The sequence below is a fragment of the Alkalicaulis satelles genome, from assembly GCF_008630495.1.
In the GTDB taxonomy this organism is placed as follows: Bacteria; Pseudomonadota; Alphaproteobacteria; order Caulobacterales; family Maricaulaceae; genus Oceanicaulis; species Oceanicaulis satelles.
Genome location: NZ_VWOJ01000001.1, coordinates 601,545 through 615,069 on the forward strand (window position 1 = coordinate 601,545; position 13,525 = coordinate 615,069).

Sequence of the window (13,525 nt, forward strand, 5' to 3'; positions counted from 1 at the left end):
TGCAGCCGGTTCCGCCCGCGAGACCCGCGCTGTAGCGTCACGCTGTCAGACTTTGCAAGCGCCAGCCGGCGCGCGCTCGATGGGAGGACGATATGATCAAGTGGCTTATGGCCGGCGCCGCCGGTCTGGCGCTGGGCGCCAGCAGCGCGGCCTTCGCCGACGCGCCGCGATTTGGCGATTTCGGTTTTGACGAGACCGGCATGGACCGGTCGGTGCATCCGGGTGACGATTTCTACGCCTTCGCCAACGGCGCCTGGGACGAACGCACCGAAATCCCGTCCGACCGGGCGCGCTATGGCGTGTTCGACATGCTCTCGCTGGAAGTCGAGCAGCAGGTGCGCTCCATCATCCTGGACGCCGCCGAGCATGGCGGGCCGGAGGGCTCCAACGAGCAGATGATCGCCGATCTGTTCGCCAGCTGGATGGATGCCGAAGCGATCGAAGAGGCGGGCCTGGCCCCCGCCCTGCCCTATCTCAACGCGATTGCGGCGATCTCCAGCCATGAGGACGCCGCCGCCCTGATGGCCCAGCGGCCATACCATGCGCCCTACTCGGTCTTCATCAGCGCCGACCCGGAAGATCCCAGCCGTTATATCATGCGCTCGGGCCAGTCCGGGCTGGGCCTGCCCACCCGCGACTATTACCTGCTCGACACCGGCCGCTTCCCCGATTACCGCGAGGCCTATCTGGCCTATATCGGACAGATTTTCGAACTGGCCGGCCTGCCCGGCGGGCCGGACATGGCCCAGGCCATCCTGGCGCTGGAGACCGCACTGGCCGAGGCGCACTGGACCCGCGAGGATTCGCGCGACGTCTCGCTGACCAATAACCGCATGAGCACGGCGGAGTTCTTCGAACTGGCGCCGGGCCTCCATCTGGACCGGGCGCTGGAGGCGCGCGGCCTGCCGGCGGACGGCGAGATCATCGTCGCCCAGCCCAGCGCCATCACCGGCGCAGGCGAGGTGATCGCCAGCACCGATGTGGAAACGCTCAAAGCCTGGCTGAGCTTCCACTTCCTGTCAGACCGCGCCAGCTGGCTCCCCGCCGCATTCGACCAGGCCAATTTCGACTTCTTCTCGCGCACCCTGTCGGGCGTGGAAGAGCAGCGCGAGCGCGAGCTGCGCGGCGTGCAGCTGGTCAATGGCGCGCTCGGCCATCTGGTCGGCCAGGTCTATGTGGAGCGCTATTATCCGCCCGAAGCCAGCCGCCAGATGGACGAGCTCATCACCAATCTGACCGAGGGCTTCCGCGGCCGTCTCGAGCGTCTGGACTGGATGGATGACGAGACCCGCGAAGAAGCGCTGACCAAGCTGTCCGCCTTCGAGCCGCGCATCGGCTATCCCGAAGTCTGGAACGAATTTGACGGGCTGGAGCTGCGCGCGGGCGACTATTTCGGCAATCGCATGCGCATGAGCGATTTCGCCTGGGACGAACAGCTGCGCCGCTTCCCCGATCCGGTGGACCGGCGCCGCTGGGGATGGCCGCCGCAAATCGTCAACGCCAGCTATAGCCCGTTGATGAACCAGATCACCTTCCCCGCCGGCATCCTGCAGGCGCCCTTCTTCGACATGCATGCCGATGCGGCGATGAATTACGGCGCCATCGGCGCGGTGATCGGCCACGAGATCGGCCACGGCTTTGACGATAATGGCCGCCGCTTCGACGCCGAGGGGCGCATCCGCGACTGGTGGACGGCAGAGACCAATGAGCGCTTCGTGGAGCGCTCGGACCGCCTGGTGGAGCAGTATAATGAGTTCTGCCCGTTCGAGGACGCCTGCGTGAACGGCCGGGTGGCCCTGGGCGAGAATATCGGCGATCTGGGCGGCATGCAGATGGCCTATGAGGCCTATCGCAACTACGCCGCCGCCAATTATCCCGATGGCGAGCCGCCGGTGATCAACGGCTTTACCGGCGATCAGCGCTTCTTCCTGGCTTGGGCGCAGGTGTGGCGCACCCTGTTCCGCGAGGACGCCCTGCGCGCCCAGCTGGCCCGCGGGCCGCACTCGCCGGGCATGTACCGGGTCAATGGCGTGGTGCGCAATCTGGACGCCTGGTACGACGCGTTCGGCATCACCGAGGAGCACGAGCTCTACATCCCCAGCGACCAGCGCGTGCGCATCTGGTAGACCGATCGCCTGAACACGGTGAGAAGGCCCGGCCCCTGCGCCGGGCCTTTTTGCATTCGGGGCGGCGAACACGCTAGGCTGGACGCCTTGAAATCAAACCCTTGTCACCCAGCCATCCAGAGATCTTCATGACCCATTTGCGCCTGACCGCCCTCACCGCCAGCCTCTTGCTCATCGCCGCCTGCAACGAGACTGGAACCGAGCCGCCGGCCGAAACCGGCCCGAATGACTGGCTGCACAATCAGGCTGGCGACACCGAACGCTTCGCGCGCCTGCAGTCCCAGCTTGGCGGCTTCAGCCAGTCCATGTGGGAGGTGGGCGAGCGCTATGAGCGCATGCACGAGGCCATCAGCCGGGAGAATTTCGAGCTGGCGCTCTATCACTGGGACAAGATTGGCGACGCCACCGCGCGCGGGATCGAGCGCCGCCCCGGCCGCGCCGCCAACGCCCGGGCGATGTTCCTGGATTCAGAGCATGGCGAAGTGCGCGAGCTGCTTGAAGAGCGCACGCTGGCCAGCGCCTGGGCGGGTTTCGAACGCGCCCATTACAGCTGCCAGTCCTGCCACGAGGCTGAAGACGCCGCGTTCTTCAATGACCAGCCGGTGTTCGACCTGCGCGCGCCTGAGGACTATCGCGACTGAAGCGCCGCATTACGGATGAAACCGTCACCGCCTCGCGCTACTGTGCCAGGCGGGAATCATTCAACACGGAAAAGACACGCCATGACCTGCGCTTTACGCATCGCCGCCGCCACGCTGCTGGCCGGTTCGTTCCTGGCGCTGAGCGCCTGCAACACCATCCAGGGGATCGGCCGCGACGTCACCCGCACCGGCGAAGTCCTCGAAGACCTCACCACCGACGCCTCCGACGTGATCGAAACCGCGCCGGAAGTGCAGCCGGCGCCGTGACGGGCGAAGGCGGCGCCCGGACGGACCGCCCCCCTCACCTTACCTCTCCCCCATGAATGGGGGAGAGGAGGCTTCAGGCGCTGCACATTATCCGGTTGGGCCAGGCGCTTGCATTTTCGAAATAAACTCAACGCCCAAGCCCCCTCTCCCCTCCCTGAGGGGAGAGGATAGGGTGAGGGGTGAGAGCGCCAGCGTCTGAAGGTTTATCTCCATCATCCCCCCAGCGTTTTCCCGGCGCAAGTCGGGATCCAGACCCGCGGTTCTCCTAGACCCCGGCTTACGCCGGGGAAACGCAAGGAGTGGGGGTGAGTTCAGGGGATCGCCCGCGCCCCCTCACCTTAGAGCCAGGGGGCAAGCTTTTTCCGAATAGAACCCGGCGTCGAAGCCTCCTCTCCCCTCTTCAGAGGGGAGAGGTGAGGTGAGGGGTGTTTCTCCGCACAGGAGACAATGCCACACTGGCCTTATGGCCCGCCCCAAGCCCATCGCCAACGCCCGCCGCCTGCGGCGCGACATGACCCGGTTCGAGCGGCGCTTGTGGTCGCTCCTGCGCCAGCGGCCCGAGGGACTTAAATTTCGCCGCCAGCATCCCGCCTGCGGCTTCATCGCCGACTTCGCTTGTGTGGAGGCGCGCCTGATCATTGAGCTCGATGGCGGCCAGCACGCCGATCAGCAAGCCGCCGACGCCCGGCGCACCGCGGTTCTGGAAGCGAACGGCTGGCAGGTCATGCGCTTCTGGAACCTGACCCTGGACGAGGCGCCGCTGATGGCCGCCGACCAGATCATCGAGACCGCCCTGACGCGCATTCGGGCGTTTCAGTGGGAACAGGCGAGCCCGGACTGACCCGCGCCCCCTCACCTTTATCCTTCGCACAGTCGATTGATCCCCCGGATCAATCTTTGTGAGCTCAGCCCCCATGGTCATGGGGGAGAGGGGGCTTCTGGCGCCGCGCTTTATCCTTTGAGCCAGGGATCAAGCACTTTCCGAATAGAACTCGGCGTCCAAGCCTCCTCTCCCCTCCCTGAGGGGAGAGGGTAGGGTGAGGGGTGAGCGGCGTTTGAAGGTTTATCTGCATCATCTCCCCCTAGCGTTTCCCCGGCGCAAGGAGTGGGGGTGAGTTCAGGTGATCGCCCGCCCCCCTTATCCGCCCCTGCGATCCCAGCGCGTACACTGCCCCTCGCCATGGCTCATCGCGCATCCCGTCCCGCAAGCATCCGGCGGCCCGAAAGCGGCCCGGGCCGCGCCGGGAGGGGGATGGTGATAATGATGATAAGACTCGATGCCGGCCCGTTATCGAAAAACTCTCACTCGTCCCCTTCGCCCCCGGCCTCGATCAGCCCGGCATCATTGGCGCGCACCGCATTGACCCGCCGGCTCACCGGACGGGCGCTCAGGGCGCCCTCGTCCAGCGGGGCGAAGAAGGGTTCGGGGTCCGTGTCCGGATCCAGCCAGGTTTGGAACGCGTCGGGCGCCAGCATCACCGGAACCCGGTCATGCAGCCAGGCGGTGTCCGGCCCGGCCTGGCGGGTCAGGATGGCGAAGCTGTCGATGCGGTCCGCCCCCTCGCCCCAGCGTTCCCAGAGCCCGGCGAACACCAGGGGCGCGCCGTCGGTGCGGGTGATGTACCAGGGCTGCTTGCCGCCGGGCAGGCTGCGCCATTCGTAAAACCCGTCCGCCGGGATCAGCGCCCGGCGCCGTTTGAGCGCGGCGCGGAATGTGGGCTTGTCCGCTGCGGTCTCGCTGCGCGCATTGATCAGGGGCCTGGCGCCCGCCGGCCCGGTCCTGGACCAGTGCGGCACGAGCCCCCAGCGTATGCAGGTCAGGCGCGCCCGGCCGCCGGCGCCCCGGCGCACCACGGGCAGGTCCTGGGTCGGGGCGGCGTTCCAGCTGGGCTGCAGATTGGGCCGGTCTTGGCACTCGAACAAAGCGCGCAACTGGTCCACAGTCAGGGTGATGACATACCGCCCGCACATCGCGCTCTCCCTCGCCCCCGCACTGAAAGCCCGCCGCACATGAGCGTCAAGGCGCGCCCTGTGGTCAGCACCGGCGCCATTATCTGGCGCGGCGGCGAGGTGCTGCTGATCCGGCGCGGCAAGCCGCCCTTCCAGGGCGAGTGGTCCATACCCGGCGGCAAGGTGGAGTTCGGCGAACGGCTGGAGGAGGCCCTGATACGCGAGGTGCGCGAGGAGACCGGGGTGGAGATCGCCCTGACCGGGCTGATCGGCGTGTATGAATCCCTTGGGGCTGACTGGCACTATGTCATGGTCGACTACGCCGCGCGCTGGATCAGCGGCGCGCCGCGCGCGGGCGATGATGCGCTGGACGCGCGCTTCGTCCCGTACGAAGACGCCCTCGAACTCATCGCCTGGGACACCACGCGCACCGCGCTTCGCGATGCGCTGGCGCAGCGGGACCGGCGGCCCGGCCCCGCCTGAGCCGGCCTCAAGCCGCCGCGCGCGCGCCCACGGCGCCCGCGCTGTCCAGCACTTGCGCGCGCTCGGCTTCGGTGCGGAACATCCAGCGCGAGGCGTCGATCACGCGCACATCGTTAATGCCCATAAAGCCCAGCACATGACGCAAGTAAGGCGTGACAAAGTCCGCCTCCCCGTCCACAGGCACGCCGCCGCTGGCCACCACCAGCCAGGCCGTCTTGCCTTTCAACAGCCCCTCCGGCCCGGCCTCGCTATAGCGGAAGGTCTCTCTGGCGCGCGCCACCTGGTCGATCCAGGCTTTCAGCGGAGCGGGGATGGAGAAATTATACATGGGCGCGCCAATGACGATGTGATCGGCGTGCTTGAGCTCGGCCACCAGCACGTCGGAACCCGCCAGCAATGCGGCGTGGCTGTCGGTACGCGCTTCGGGCGCGGTGAAATTGGCCGCCACCCAGGCGCTGTCCACAACGCCGGCCGGATCCCGCGCCAGATCGCGCAGAACAATCTCGCCCTCAGCCCCCGCCAGCGCAGCGGCCAGGCGCCCGCCCAGCTCGCGGCTGACAGAATCTTCAAGGCGCGCGCTGGAGGCGACATGCAGAATTTTGACCATCTCTAAGCTCTCCCTGTCTGGCCCGGTCGGGGCCGGTCAGGGCGAGAGATGGGGGCGCTGCGCCCGCCAATAAGGAAGGCTTTGCGAACGACCGGATTTCCAAGTTGGAAACTATCGCGCCGGTTCGCCCTCTGCGGCGTCTTCCGCCTCCGTCTCCGGGCGGGCGCGGAAGTCCACATCGGTGTCGGCCAGGAACCAGGTGAACATCGCCCAGGCCGCCACGTTCTGGGCCAGCTCCTCGGGCACGATCTTGTCGAACGTGTCATTGGGCGTATGGTGGAACTCGAAATAGTCCGTCCCGTCCTGGTCCAGGCGCGCCATGGGCACGCCCATGGCGGCCAGCGGGATCATGTCCGGTCCGCCGCCCGAACTATTGCCGCCGCGCTCGATGCCAAGGAATTCCATCTCCTCCTGCATGGCGTCGAAAAAGCCCACGGCATGCTCGCCCACGCCCGAAGACAGCCGCCACACCTTGCGCGCGCCGAAATCGGATTCCGAGCCGATGATGTGCTGGTCCAGCGTGCCGTCTTCCTGACGCGCCGAGGCATAGGCGCGCGCGCCGACAAGGCCGACTTCCTCGGCCCCGAACAGCACCACGCGGATGGTGCGGCGCGGGCGCACGCCCGCCTCCATGATCAGGCGCGCCGCCGCCGTGACGATGCCCACGCCCGCCCCGTCGTCCAGCGCGCCGGTGCCGGTGTCCCAGCTGTCCAGGTGCGCCCCGATGATGACGATTTCCTCAGGCGCCCCGGCGCCGGTGATTTCGGCGATCACATTGCCGCTGGCCACCTCGCCGCGCCAGCCGGCATAGGTGCGCAGCGCCACGCGCATGGTCTCGCCCGACGCATGGATGCGCTCGATCTGGTCGGCGTCCGGGGCGGAGACCGCCAGCGCAGGAATGTCCGGCAGGCGCTGGGCGGGAAAGCTCATCATGCCGGTATGGGCGAAGCGGTGGGACGAGGTGCCCACAGACCGGATCAGCAGCCCGGCCGCGCCGCGGTTTTCCGCCTGCACCCAGCCTTGGGTGCGCTTGCGATTGGCCCAGCCATAACCCTCGCCGGTGCGCGTGGCGGTCATGCGGTCATTGACGAAGACCAGCTTGCCTTCCAGCGCGTCCTCCGCGCCGTCAAACTCCAGGAGGTCATCAAAGCTGTCGAAGAAGACGATCTCGGCCTCCAGCCCGCCTTCGGGCGTGGCCGCCGCGCCACCCAGCGAGGTGGCGTAGAGCTCCTGGGGATAGGGATGGGTGATGGCCACTTCCTCGAAAATGGAATGGCCGCGCGTCCACAAATCCATGGGGAAGTATTCCACGCGCACATTCTCAAAGCCGAGCTCGGTGAACATCTCCACCGCCCAGTCGCGTGCGCGCGCTTCCTGGGGCGTGCCCGCCAGGCGCGGGCCGATCTCGGTGGTCAGCGATTCGGTCAGCCGGTAGGCCAGATCGCTCTCCAGCGCCACATCGGCCAGAGAACGCGCATGGGCGCGCGCATCCTCGCTCAGCTCCTGCGCCTGAACCCCCGAACCCGCCAACACGGCCGCCGCCGCCGCTACCGCCAGACGCATCATGCTCACTCCCCTGATTGTGCTTACGCCATGCTAGGCGCTTGGCGCGGCCGTGCAAACCCAAGCCCGGTAGGCGGGCTGTGCGGCGCGGGTTATAACCGCGCCATGACCGACACGCCCCCTGACGCCCTGAATCCTGATGAAGGCGCGCCCCCCGCCCTGCCAGACCCTGCACCGCCCGGGCCGCGGGTCCGCCATGCGCGCCAGCGCCAGGCGCCGGTTCCCGGCGAGCGCGAGCCGGGCTATGGCCGTTTTGCGCCCGGCTGGGTGACGCGCACCGCACGCTCCGTTGCGCGCGCCCTGCCCCAGGGCGAGGCGGGTCTGCGCCTGGCGGGCGCGCTGGCGCCTGCAGCGCTGGCCGCTCACAAGGATCAGGCGGTGGATGTGCAGGCCTTCGGCCTCGCCCTGCGGCTCTATCCGCGCGCCAGCCTCAGCGAAAAGCGCGCCTTCCTGACCCCGCAATGCTTTGATCCCCATGAGCTGGATGCGCTGCGCGAGGTGATGGGTGCTGGCAAGACCTTCATCGATGCAGGCGCCGAAGCCGGGCTGTATGCCCTGGTGGCGGCCAGGGCGGGCGGGCCGGCCTGCCGGGTGATCGCGGTGGAGCCGCGCCGGGAACACCGCCAGCGCCTGGCCTTCAATGCCCTCCAGAACGCGTTGTCACGCATCGAGATCACGGGCCTTGCCCTGGCCGATTACGAGGGCGAGCGCGTCCAGCGCATTGTGACCGGCGCGCCCAGTACAGGCGGGGAAGCGGTGCGCGTCACCACCCTGCCCGGCCTGATGGACGCCATGCGCGTGGACAGGGTTCACGCCCTGCGGCTGGACTCAGGCGGCGCGGAAGCGGCCGTGCTCGGCGCGTTTTTCGCTGAAACCGGCGCGGCGCGCTGGCCTGAACTGCTGATCCTGAGACGCGCGCTTCGCCCTGATGCACAGGGTCCGGACGCTGTCGGCCTGGCGCGCGGGCGCGGCTACTCCATCGTCAAAACCACGCGCCGCCACCATATACTTCACCCCGCCTGACACCCTCGAAGGAAGCCAGCCATGTCCCAGATCGATCTCATCATTCCCGGCCGCAAGAAGGATCTGGGCGGGTTTGCCGTAGCCCGCATCCTGCCGGTGGCCAAGCGCCGCCGGGTGGGGCCGTTCGTGTTTTTCGACGAGATGGGGCCGGCGGACTTCGCGCCGGGCAAGGGCATTGACGTGCGCCCGCACCCCCATGTGTGCCTGGCCACGGTCACCTATCTGTTTGAGGGCGAAATGGACCACGCCGATTCCCTGGGCGTGCACCAGACCATCCGCCCGGGCGAGGTCAATCTGATGACCGCCGGGCGCGGCATCACCCATTCAGAGCGCACCGGCCCCGCCGCCCGCAAAGCCGGCCAGCACCTGCACGGCATCCAGATCTGGATCGCCCTGCCTGGCGACGCTGAAGAGATCGAGCCGGCCTTCCATCATCACGCAGCCGGCGAGCTGCCCGAATTTGAACGCGGCGGGGCGCGCCTGCGCCTGATCCTGGGCACGGCCTATGAGCACCGCTCGCCGGTCAAAGCCTATTCGCCCATCGTCTATATCCACGCCGAGGCGCCCGCGGGCGCGGCCATTGATCTGCCGCGCGGGCATGGCGAGCTGGCCGCCTATGTGGTTTCCGGCGCCATCGAGGCCGATGGCGAGCCGGTGAGCTCCGGCCATATGGCCGTGTTCGCCACCGGCGAGGCGCCCGTGCTGCGCGTGCGCGCCGACAGCCGCATCATGATCCTGGGCGGCGCCAATATCGGCGAGCGCTATCTGGACTGGAATTTCGTCGCCTCCAGCAAGGCCAGGCTGGAACAGGCCCGCGCCGACTGGCGCGCCAGCATCGCCGGCGGTTTCAGGGACACGCCCTTTGCCCTGCCGCCGGGCGAAAGCGAATGGATCCCCCTGCCCGGCGACGCCGACACTGGCGCCCCGCCCGAGCCGACCGAGGATTGTCCGACGAGCTGAGGCGGCGCTAGGACCCCCCGCCCATGCGCCGCACCCGCGCCAGCGGTTTGAAATCGCCCGGACGTTTTTCGCCGCGCGCGGTGATGGCCTCCATGATGTCATCGGGATTCCACAGGCTCGCCTGCAGCACCATGGCGTGGGCGAGCGCGTCCTCCACCCCATGGTCGCGGGCGTAGAGGAAGGAGCGCTTGGTGCCGCTGATGGTCAGCGGCGCCTTGGACGCGATCTCGGCCGCCACGGCGTCCACATGGGCGCGCAGGGCCTCGGGGCTGTCGAGCACGCCGTTATAGAGGCCCAGCCGCTCGGCGCGGTCCGCCTCCAGGCGCGCGCCGGTATAGGCCAGCTCGCGCGCCACGCCCTCCGGGATCAACCGGGGCAGGCGCTGGAGCGTGCCCACATCGGCGAACATGGCGATATTGGTCTCCTCGATGCGCAGCCAGGCCTCATGCGTTCCGTAGCGCAGATCGCAGGCGGTGATCATGTCCACCGCCCCGCCCACGCACGGCCCCTGCACCGCCGCGATCACCGGGAAGCGGGCACGCTCGAACGCGGTGAACGCCTCCTGCAGCGCGGTCGCGGCGGTCATGAAGGCTTCGCGCGCATCGGGCGACGCCGTGTTCAGCGCGCCCGGATCGGTGAACACCGAGATGTCCATGCCTGCGCTGAACACCGGGCCTTCGGCGTCCAAGATCAGCACGCGCGTGGCGCCCGCATCCGACAGCGCCATGACCGCCTGCGGCAATTCGCGCCAGAAGGCGGGCGTCATGGTGTTGCGCTTGTCCGGGCGGTTGAGGGTCAGGCGGGCGATGGGGCCGTCTTGCGTCACGGCGAAGCTGGTCCAGGTCATGGGCGGTCCTTGATGGAAGGGAATATCAGACCCAGCATCGGTGCTGACGGGGCTGCACGCAACGCCTGAACGGCGCCCGCGCCATTGGACCGGATGGCGATTATCCTCTAGGGATGAGGGCGCGCGCGGCAGGCGCGCGGATCAGGTGATGGAGGCGTCCCAATGAGTCCGCACTGGACCGGCATTCTGATCGTGGCGCTCTTGCTGCTCGTCCTGTTCGGAGGGCGCGGCAAGATTTCCGCCCTGATGGGCGATATGGCCAAGGGCATTACGGCCTTCCGCAAGGGCCTCAAGGATGACGGCAAGGACGAGGACGGCTCCGGCAAGGATTCCGGCGCGTCCGGCGCCATCGGGTCTGACGGCGCGGCGCCGTCCGAACCGCGCCGCGAGGACGAGCGCGCCGGGAGCTAGGCCATGAACCCGGGCATCGGCGCGCCTGAGCTGCTGATCCTTGTCATCATCGCCCTTGTGGTGGTGGGTCCCAAGGACCTGCCCCTGATGGTGCGCAAGGCCGGACGCTTCATGGGCAAAATGCGCGCCATGGCCCGCGACTTCCAGCGCAGCTTTGACGATCTGGGCCGCCAGGCGGAGCTGGACGAGCTGCGCCAGGAGATCAATGCGCTGAAAAAAGCCAATCCCGTCGATGAAGTGCGCGCCGAGCTGAAAAAGGCCGAGGCCGAAGCCATGGCTGAAGAGCCCGGCGAGGCCGAGCCGCGCCCGGCCGAAATCCGCGAGCATCCGCGCCTGGCCGGCCGCGCGCGCGGCGCTTCGGCCAGCACGCCTGAACCCCGGCAGACGGACTGACGCGATGGGCGGGCCGCGCAAAGAGGAAGACGAGGTCGAAGCCTCGCGCGCGCCGCTGATGGCGCATCTCGAGGAGCTGCGCTCGCGCCTGATCGTGACGCTGGGCGCGCTGGCGGCCGGTTTTGTGCTCTGCTTTCTCGCCGCCGAGGCGATCTATAATTTCCTGCTGGTCCCGTTCGAGACCGCCGCCCGCCAGGTGCGCGGCGAGGATTTGCAGCTGCAGCTGATCTTCACCGCGCCGCTGGAATTTTTCTTCGTCAAGCTGAAGCTGGCCCTGTTCGGGGCGGTGATTGTAACCTTCCCGATCCTGGCCTATCAGGTCTGGGCCTTCGTGCGCCCAGGCCTCTACAAGAATGAGCGCCTGGCATTTGCGCCTTTCCTGGTGGCCGCGCCGGTATTGTTCGTGGCCGGGATGGCGCTGGTCTATTATTTCATCCTGCCCTTCGTGATGAGCTTCGCCCTGGGTCAGGAACAGGCGCCCAGCGACGGGCGCGCCAGCATCCAGCTGCTCACCCGGGTGTCGGAATACCTCAATCTGGTCACAACGCTGACGCTGGCTTTCGGGATCAGCTTCCAGCTGCCGGTGCTGCTCTCGCTTCTGGGCAAGGCCGGGCTGATCACCAGCCAGACCCTGATCAAGTCGTGGAAATACGCGGTGGTGGGCATCGCCGCCTTCGCCGCCTTCGTCACCCCGCCCGACCCGATCAGCCAGATCTTCCTGGGCGCGGCCATGTTCGGGCTCTATGGCCTGTCCATCCTGGCGGTGAAGCTGGTCGAGCCCAAACCCGAAGCCGAAGAAGAAACCGCCTAACGCGCCTTGAGCCAGCCCATCATGGCGTACAGCGCTGCAGCGCCTGCGAGATACAGTCCGGTATAGGCGATGGACTGCCAGCCGACCTGGCTGAGCAGGACCAGCGAGCCGCCCACCGCCAGCAGCGGAATGGTCCAGCCCCAGGGCACGACAAAACCGCCCTCGGCCTGGGGCGCGATCCGGCGCAGGCGCGGCATGGCCGCGATGCAGGCCAGATACACCAGCACCCGCACAAACGCGCTGATCATGGCCAGCCAGACAAACGAGCCGAACACCGCCAGCACAAAGCCCAGACCTGCGAAGAACACGATGGAATGGGACGGCGTGTGGCGCTTTTCATCCACCTTGCCGAACCAGGCCGGCAGGGTCTGCTCGCGCGCCATGGCGTAGGTCAGGCGCGGCGCGGTCACCATGGTGCCGGCGATATTGCCGCCCACCGACACGATCACGCCTGCGGTCAGGAACAGCGCGCCAACCGGACCGAACAGCACGGCGGCCACATCCACCAGCGCGCGCTCCGATGTGGCCAGATCGGGCAGCACGCCCACCGCCACGGTCTGGATCACCACATAGAGGACCGCCACCACGCCCAGCGCCCAGAACAGGCCCAAAGGCATGGCGCGGGCGGGATTTTTGGTCTCGCCCGCCGGGATCAGGGCCGATTCCCAGCCCACAAACGCGTAGATCACCAGAAGGGCCGCCGCGCCCCAGGCGCTGAAGGCCGGCAGGGCGAACTGGTCGCCCGCCTGCGGGAACAGGCCCGGATCGATGAAGAATAGCCCCACGCCCGCCAGCGCCAGCAAAGGCAGGAATTTCAGCAAGGTCAGCGCGCCCATGGCCTGCATGGCCGGGCGGGCGCCGGAGATGTTCAGAAGCGCCAGCGCGCCGACCACCAGTGCGATCAGCACGATGCGCACCGGCCCCTCGGCGGCGTCCGCCCAGAAAAAACCGAACGTGGCGACCAGCAGGTTCACATTGGCGCCAAACGCGGTCACCCGGGTGGCGTAGACCGCCATGCCGGTCTGATAGCCGGCGAACCGGCCAAAGGCGGTGCTGACATAGAGCACCGGTCCGCCGGTCTCGCGAAAGCGGGTCGCGATCTCGGCGAAGCAGGCGATGATGACGCCCAGAAGCGCTGCGCAGACCAGATAGATCAGCGGGCTCCAGCCGCCCATGGCCGCCGCCGCGCCCGCCGGAACGGCGAAAATGCCCGCCCCGATCATGCCATTGACCGCCAGCACCCAGATGCCCCAGGGCGTGATCTGCCGGATCAGGCCTTCTTCACGCGCCATACGCCTTGCCCCCGCTCTTGTTTCACAGCGCCAGCGTGGACCAGCTTGGCCCTGGCGGGCAAGCCAAGGGGCGCCGGACATGTCATGGACACGAGACAAAACCCCGCTAGCCTGCAGGCATCAAACACGTTGTTTCGCAGACACGAAGGAG

The 13,525-nt window shown here is 67.8% G+C and carries 15 protein-coding genes; 10 read left to right on the forward strand and 5 right to left on the reverse strand.

Annotation, left to right across the window (positions count from 1 at the left end; translation table 11 throughout):
• Positions 1–92: 92 nt before the first annotated feature.
• The 4 genes from F1654_RS02940 to F1654_RS02955 all read left to right on the forward strand — a co-directional run bounded on the left by F1654_RS02940 (position 93) and on the right by F1654_RS02955 (position 3,875).
• On the forward strand, positions 93–2,126 hold the full coding sequence (locus tag F1654_RS02940; protein ID WP_233205086.1) for a M13 family metallopeptidase: 2,034 nt from the start codon (positions 93–95) through the stop codon (positions 2,124–2,126).
• Positions 2,127–2,254: 128 nt separating this feature from the next.
• The gene (locus F1654_RS02945) at positions 2,255–2,767 is read left to right on the forward strand and encodes a hypothetical protein (protein ID WP_150021998.1); all 513 of its coding nucleotides are present in this window, start codon (positions 2,255–2,257) and stop codon (positions 2,765–2,767) included.
• Between the two features lie 81 nt (positions 2,768–2,848).
• Positions 2,849–3,034, forward strand: coding sequence for a hypothetical protein (locus tag F1654_RS02950; RefSeq protein ID WP_150021999.1), 186 nt, complete (start codon positions 2,849–2,851; stop codon positions 3,032–3,034).
• A 463-nt stretch (positions 3,035–3,497) separates the two neighbouring features.
• Positions 3,498–3,875: an endonuclease domain-containing protein gene (locus tag F1654_RS02955; protein WP_150022000.1), complete on the forward strand. Its 378-nt coding sequence runs from the start codon at positions 3,498–3,500 to the stop codon at positions 3,873–3,875.
• A gap of 461 nt (positions 3,876–4,336) precedes the next feature.
• Here F1654_RS02955 and F1654_RS02960 read toward each other — a convergent pair whose 3' ends face one another.
• Positions 4,337–5,005 carry an SOS response-associated peptidase gene (locus tag F1654_RS02960; RefSeq protein ID WP_150022001.1) on the reverse strand — a complete coding sequence of 223 codons (669 nt, stop codon included), beginning with the start codon at positions 5,003–5,005 and terminating at the stop codon, positions 4,337–4,339.
• Positions 5,006–5,044: 39 nt separating this feature from the next.
• On the opposite strand from F1654_RS02960, the gene F1654_RS02965 reads away from it, so the two are divergent.
• Positions 5,045–5,467, forward strand: coding sequence for an NUDIX hydrolase (locus tag F1654_RS02965; RefSeq protein WP_150022002.1), 423 nt, complete (start codon positions 5,045–5,047; stop codon positions 5,465–5,467).
• A gap of 7 nt (positions 5,468–5,474) precedes the next feature.
• Here F1654_RS02965 and F1654_RS02970 read toward each other — a convergent pair whose 3' ends face one another.
• Positions 5,475–6,074 (reverse strand): FMN-dependent NADH-azoreductase, encoded by a 600-nt coding sequence (locus tag F1654_RS02970; protein ID WP_150022003.1) that lies wholly within the window; start codon positions 6,072–6,074, stop codon positions 5,475–5,477.
• A 111-nt stretch (positions 6,075–6,185) separates the two neighbouring features.
• Positions 6,186–7,640, reverse strand: a complete 1,455-nt coding sequence (locus F1654_RS02975; RefSeq protein ID WP_150022004.1) for a M20/M25/M40 family metallo-hydrolase — start codon at positions 7,638–7,640, stop codon at positions 6,186–6,188.
• Between the two features lie 102 nt (positions 7,641–7,742).
• Here F1654_RS02975 and F1654_RS02980 point away from each other — a divergent pair, with 102 nt between their 5' ends.
• Positions 7,743–8,660, forward strand: a complete 918-nt coding sequence (locus F1654_RS02980; protein WP_150022005.1) for an FkbM family methyltransferase — start codon at positions 7,743–7,745, stop codon at positions 8,658–8,660.
• 21 nt (positions 8,661–8,681) lie between these two features.
• Positions 8,682–9,620, forward strand: coding sequence for a pirin family protein (locus F1654_RS02985; RefSeq protein ID WP_150022006.1), 939 nt, complete (start codon positions 8,682–8,684; stop codon positions 9,618–9,620).
• Positions 9,621–9,627: 7 nt separating this feature from the next.
• Here the strand turns inward: F1654_RS02985 and F1654_RS02990 are convergent, their stop codons facing one another.
• Complete coding sequence (locus tag F1654_RS02990; protein WP_150022007.1) at positions 9,628–10,467, reverse strand: enoyl-CoA hydratase-related protein; 840 nt, start codon at positions 10,465–10,467, stop codon at positions 9,628–9,630.
• Between the two features lie 162 nt (positions 10,468–10,629).
• Between F1654_RS02990 and F1654_RS02995 the strand changes: the two genes are divergently transcribed.
• From F1654_RS02995 to tatC, 3 genes are read left to right on the forward strand one after another with little or no spacing between them, the layout of a single operon-like run.
• Complete coding sequence (locus tag F1654_RS02995; protein ID WP_150022008.1) at positions 10,630–10,878, forward strand: Sec-independent protein translocase family protein; 249 nt, start codon at positions 10,630–10,632, stop codon at positions 10,876–10,878.
• 3 nt (positions 10,879–10,881) lie between these two features.
• Positions 10,882–11,271, forward strand: a complete 390-nt coding sequence (tatB, locus tag F1654_RS03000) for a Sec-independent protein translocase protein TatB (RefSeq protein WP_150022009.1) — start codon at positions 10,882–10,884, stop codon at positions 11,269–11,271.
• 4 nt (positions 11,272–11,275) lie between these two features.
• Positions 11,276–12,082, forward strand: coding sequence for a twin-arginine translocase subunit TatC (gene tatC / locus F1654_RS03005; protein WP_150022010.1), 807 nt, complete (start codon positions 11,276–11,278; stop codon positions 12,080–12,082).
• Here the strand turns inward: tatC and F1654_RS03010 are convergent.
• The gene (locus tag F1654_RS03010; RefSeq protein ID WP_199200432.1) at positions 12,079–13,374 is read right to left on the reverse strand and encodes an APC family permease; all 1,296 of its coding nucleotides are present in this window, start codon (positions 13,372–13,374) and stop codon (positions 12,079–12,081) included. The genes tatC and F1654_RS03010 overlap by 4 nt on opposite strands.
• Positions 13,375–13,525: the final 151 nt, after the last annotated feature.

Bases quoted from the DNA above. Each gene is read 5' to 3' on its own strand.
- F1654_RS02940 (WP_233205086.1), top strand. From the start codon at position 93: ATGATCAAGTGGCTTATGGCCGGCGCCGCCGGTCTGGCGCTGGGCGCC.
- F1654_RS02945 (WP_150021998.1), top strand. From the start codon at position 2,255: ATGACCCATTTGCGCCTGACCGCCCTCACCGCCAGCCTCTTGCTCATC.
- F1654_RS02950 (WP_150021999.1), top strand. From the start codon at position 2,849: ATGACCTGCGCTTTACGCATCGCCGCCGCCACGCTGCTGGCCGGTTCG.
- F1654_RS02955 (WP_150022000.1), top strand. From the start codon at position 3,498: ATGGCCCGCCCCAAGCCCATCGCCAACGCCCGCCGCCTGCGGCGCGAC.
- F1654_RS02960 (WP_150022001.1), bottom strand. From the start codon at position 5,005: ATGTGCGGGCGGTATGTCATCACCCTGACTGTGGACCAGTTGCGCGCT.
- F1654_RS02965 (WP_150022002.1), top strand. From the start codon at position 5,045: ATGAGCGTCAAGGCGCGCCCTGTGGTCAGCACCGGCGCCATTATCTGG.
- F1654_RS02970 (WP_150022003.1), bottom strand. From the start codon at position 6,074: ATGGTCAAAATTCTGCATGTCGCCTCCAGCGCGCGCCTTGAAGATTCT.
- F1654_RS02975 (WP_150022004.1), bottom strand. From the start codon at position 7,640: ATGATGCGTCTGGCGGTAGCGGCGGCGGCGGCCGTGTTGGCGGGTTCG.
- F1654_RS02980 (WP_150022005.1), top strand. From the start codon at position 7,743: ATGACCGACACGCCCCCTGACGCCCTGAATCCTGATGAAGGCGCGCCC.
- F1654_RS02985 (WP_150022006.1), top strand. From the start codon at position 8,682: ATGTCCCAGATCGATCTCATCATTCCCGGCCGCAAGAAGGATCTGGGC.
- F1654_RS02990 (WP_150022007.1), bottom strand. From the start codon at position 10,467: ATGACCTGGACCAGCTTCGCCGTGACGCAAGACGGCCCCATCGCCCGC.
- F1654_RS02995 (WP_150022008.1), top strand. From the start codon at position 10,630: ATGAGTCCGCACTGGACCGGCATTCTGATCGTGGCGCTCTTGCTGCTC.
- tatB (WP_150022009.1), top strand. From the start codon at position 10,882: ATGAACCCGGGCATCGGCGCGCCTGAGCTGCTGATCCTTGTCATCATC.
- tatC (WP_150022010.1), top strand. From the start codon at position 11,276: ATGGGCGGGCCGCGCAAAGAGGAAGACGAGGTCGAAGCCTCGCGCGCG.
- F1654_RS03010 (WP_199200432.1), bottom strand. From the start codon at position 13,374: ATGGCGCGTGAAGAAGGCCTGATCCGGCAGATCACGCCCTGGGGCATC.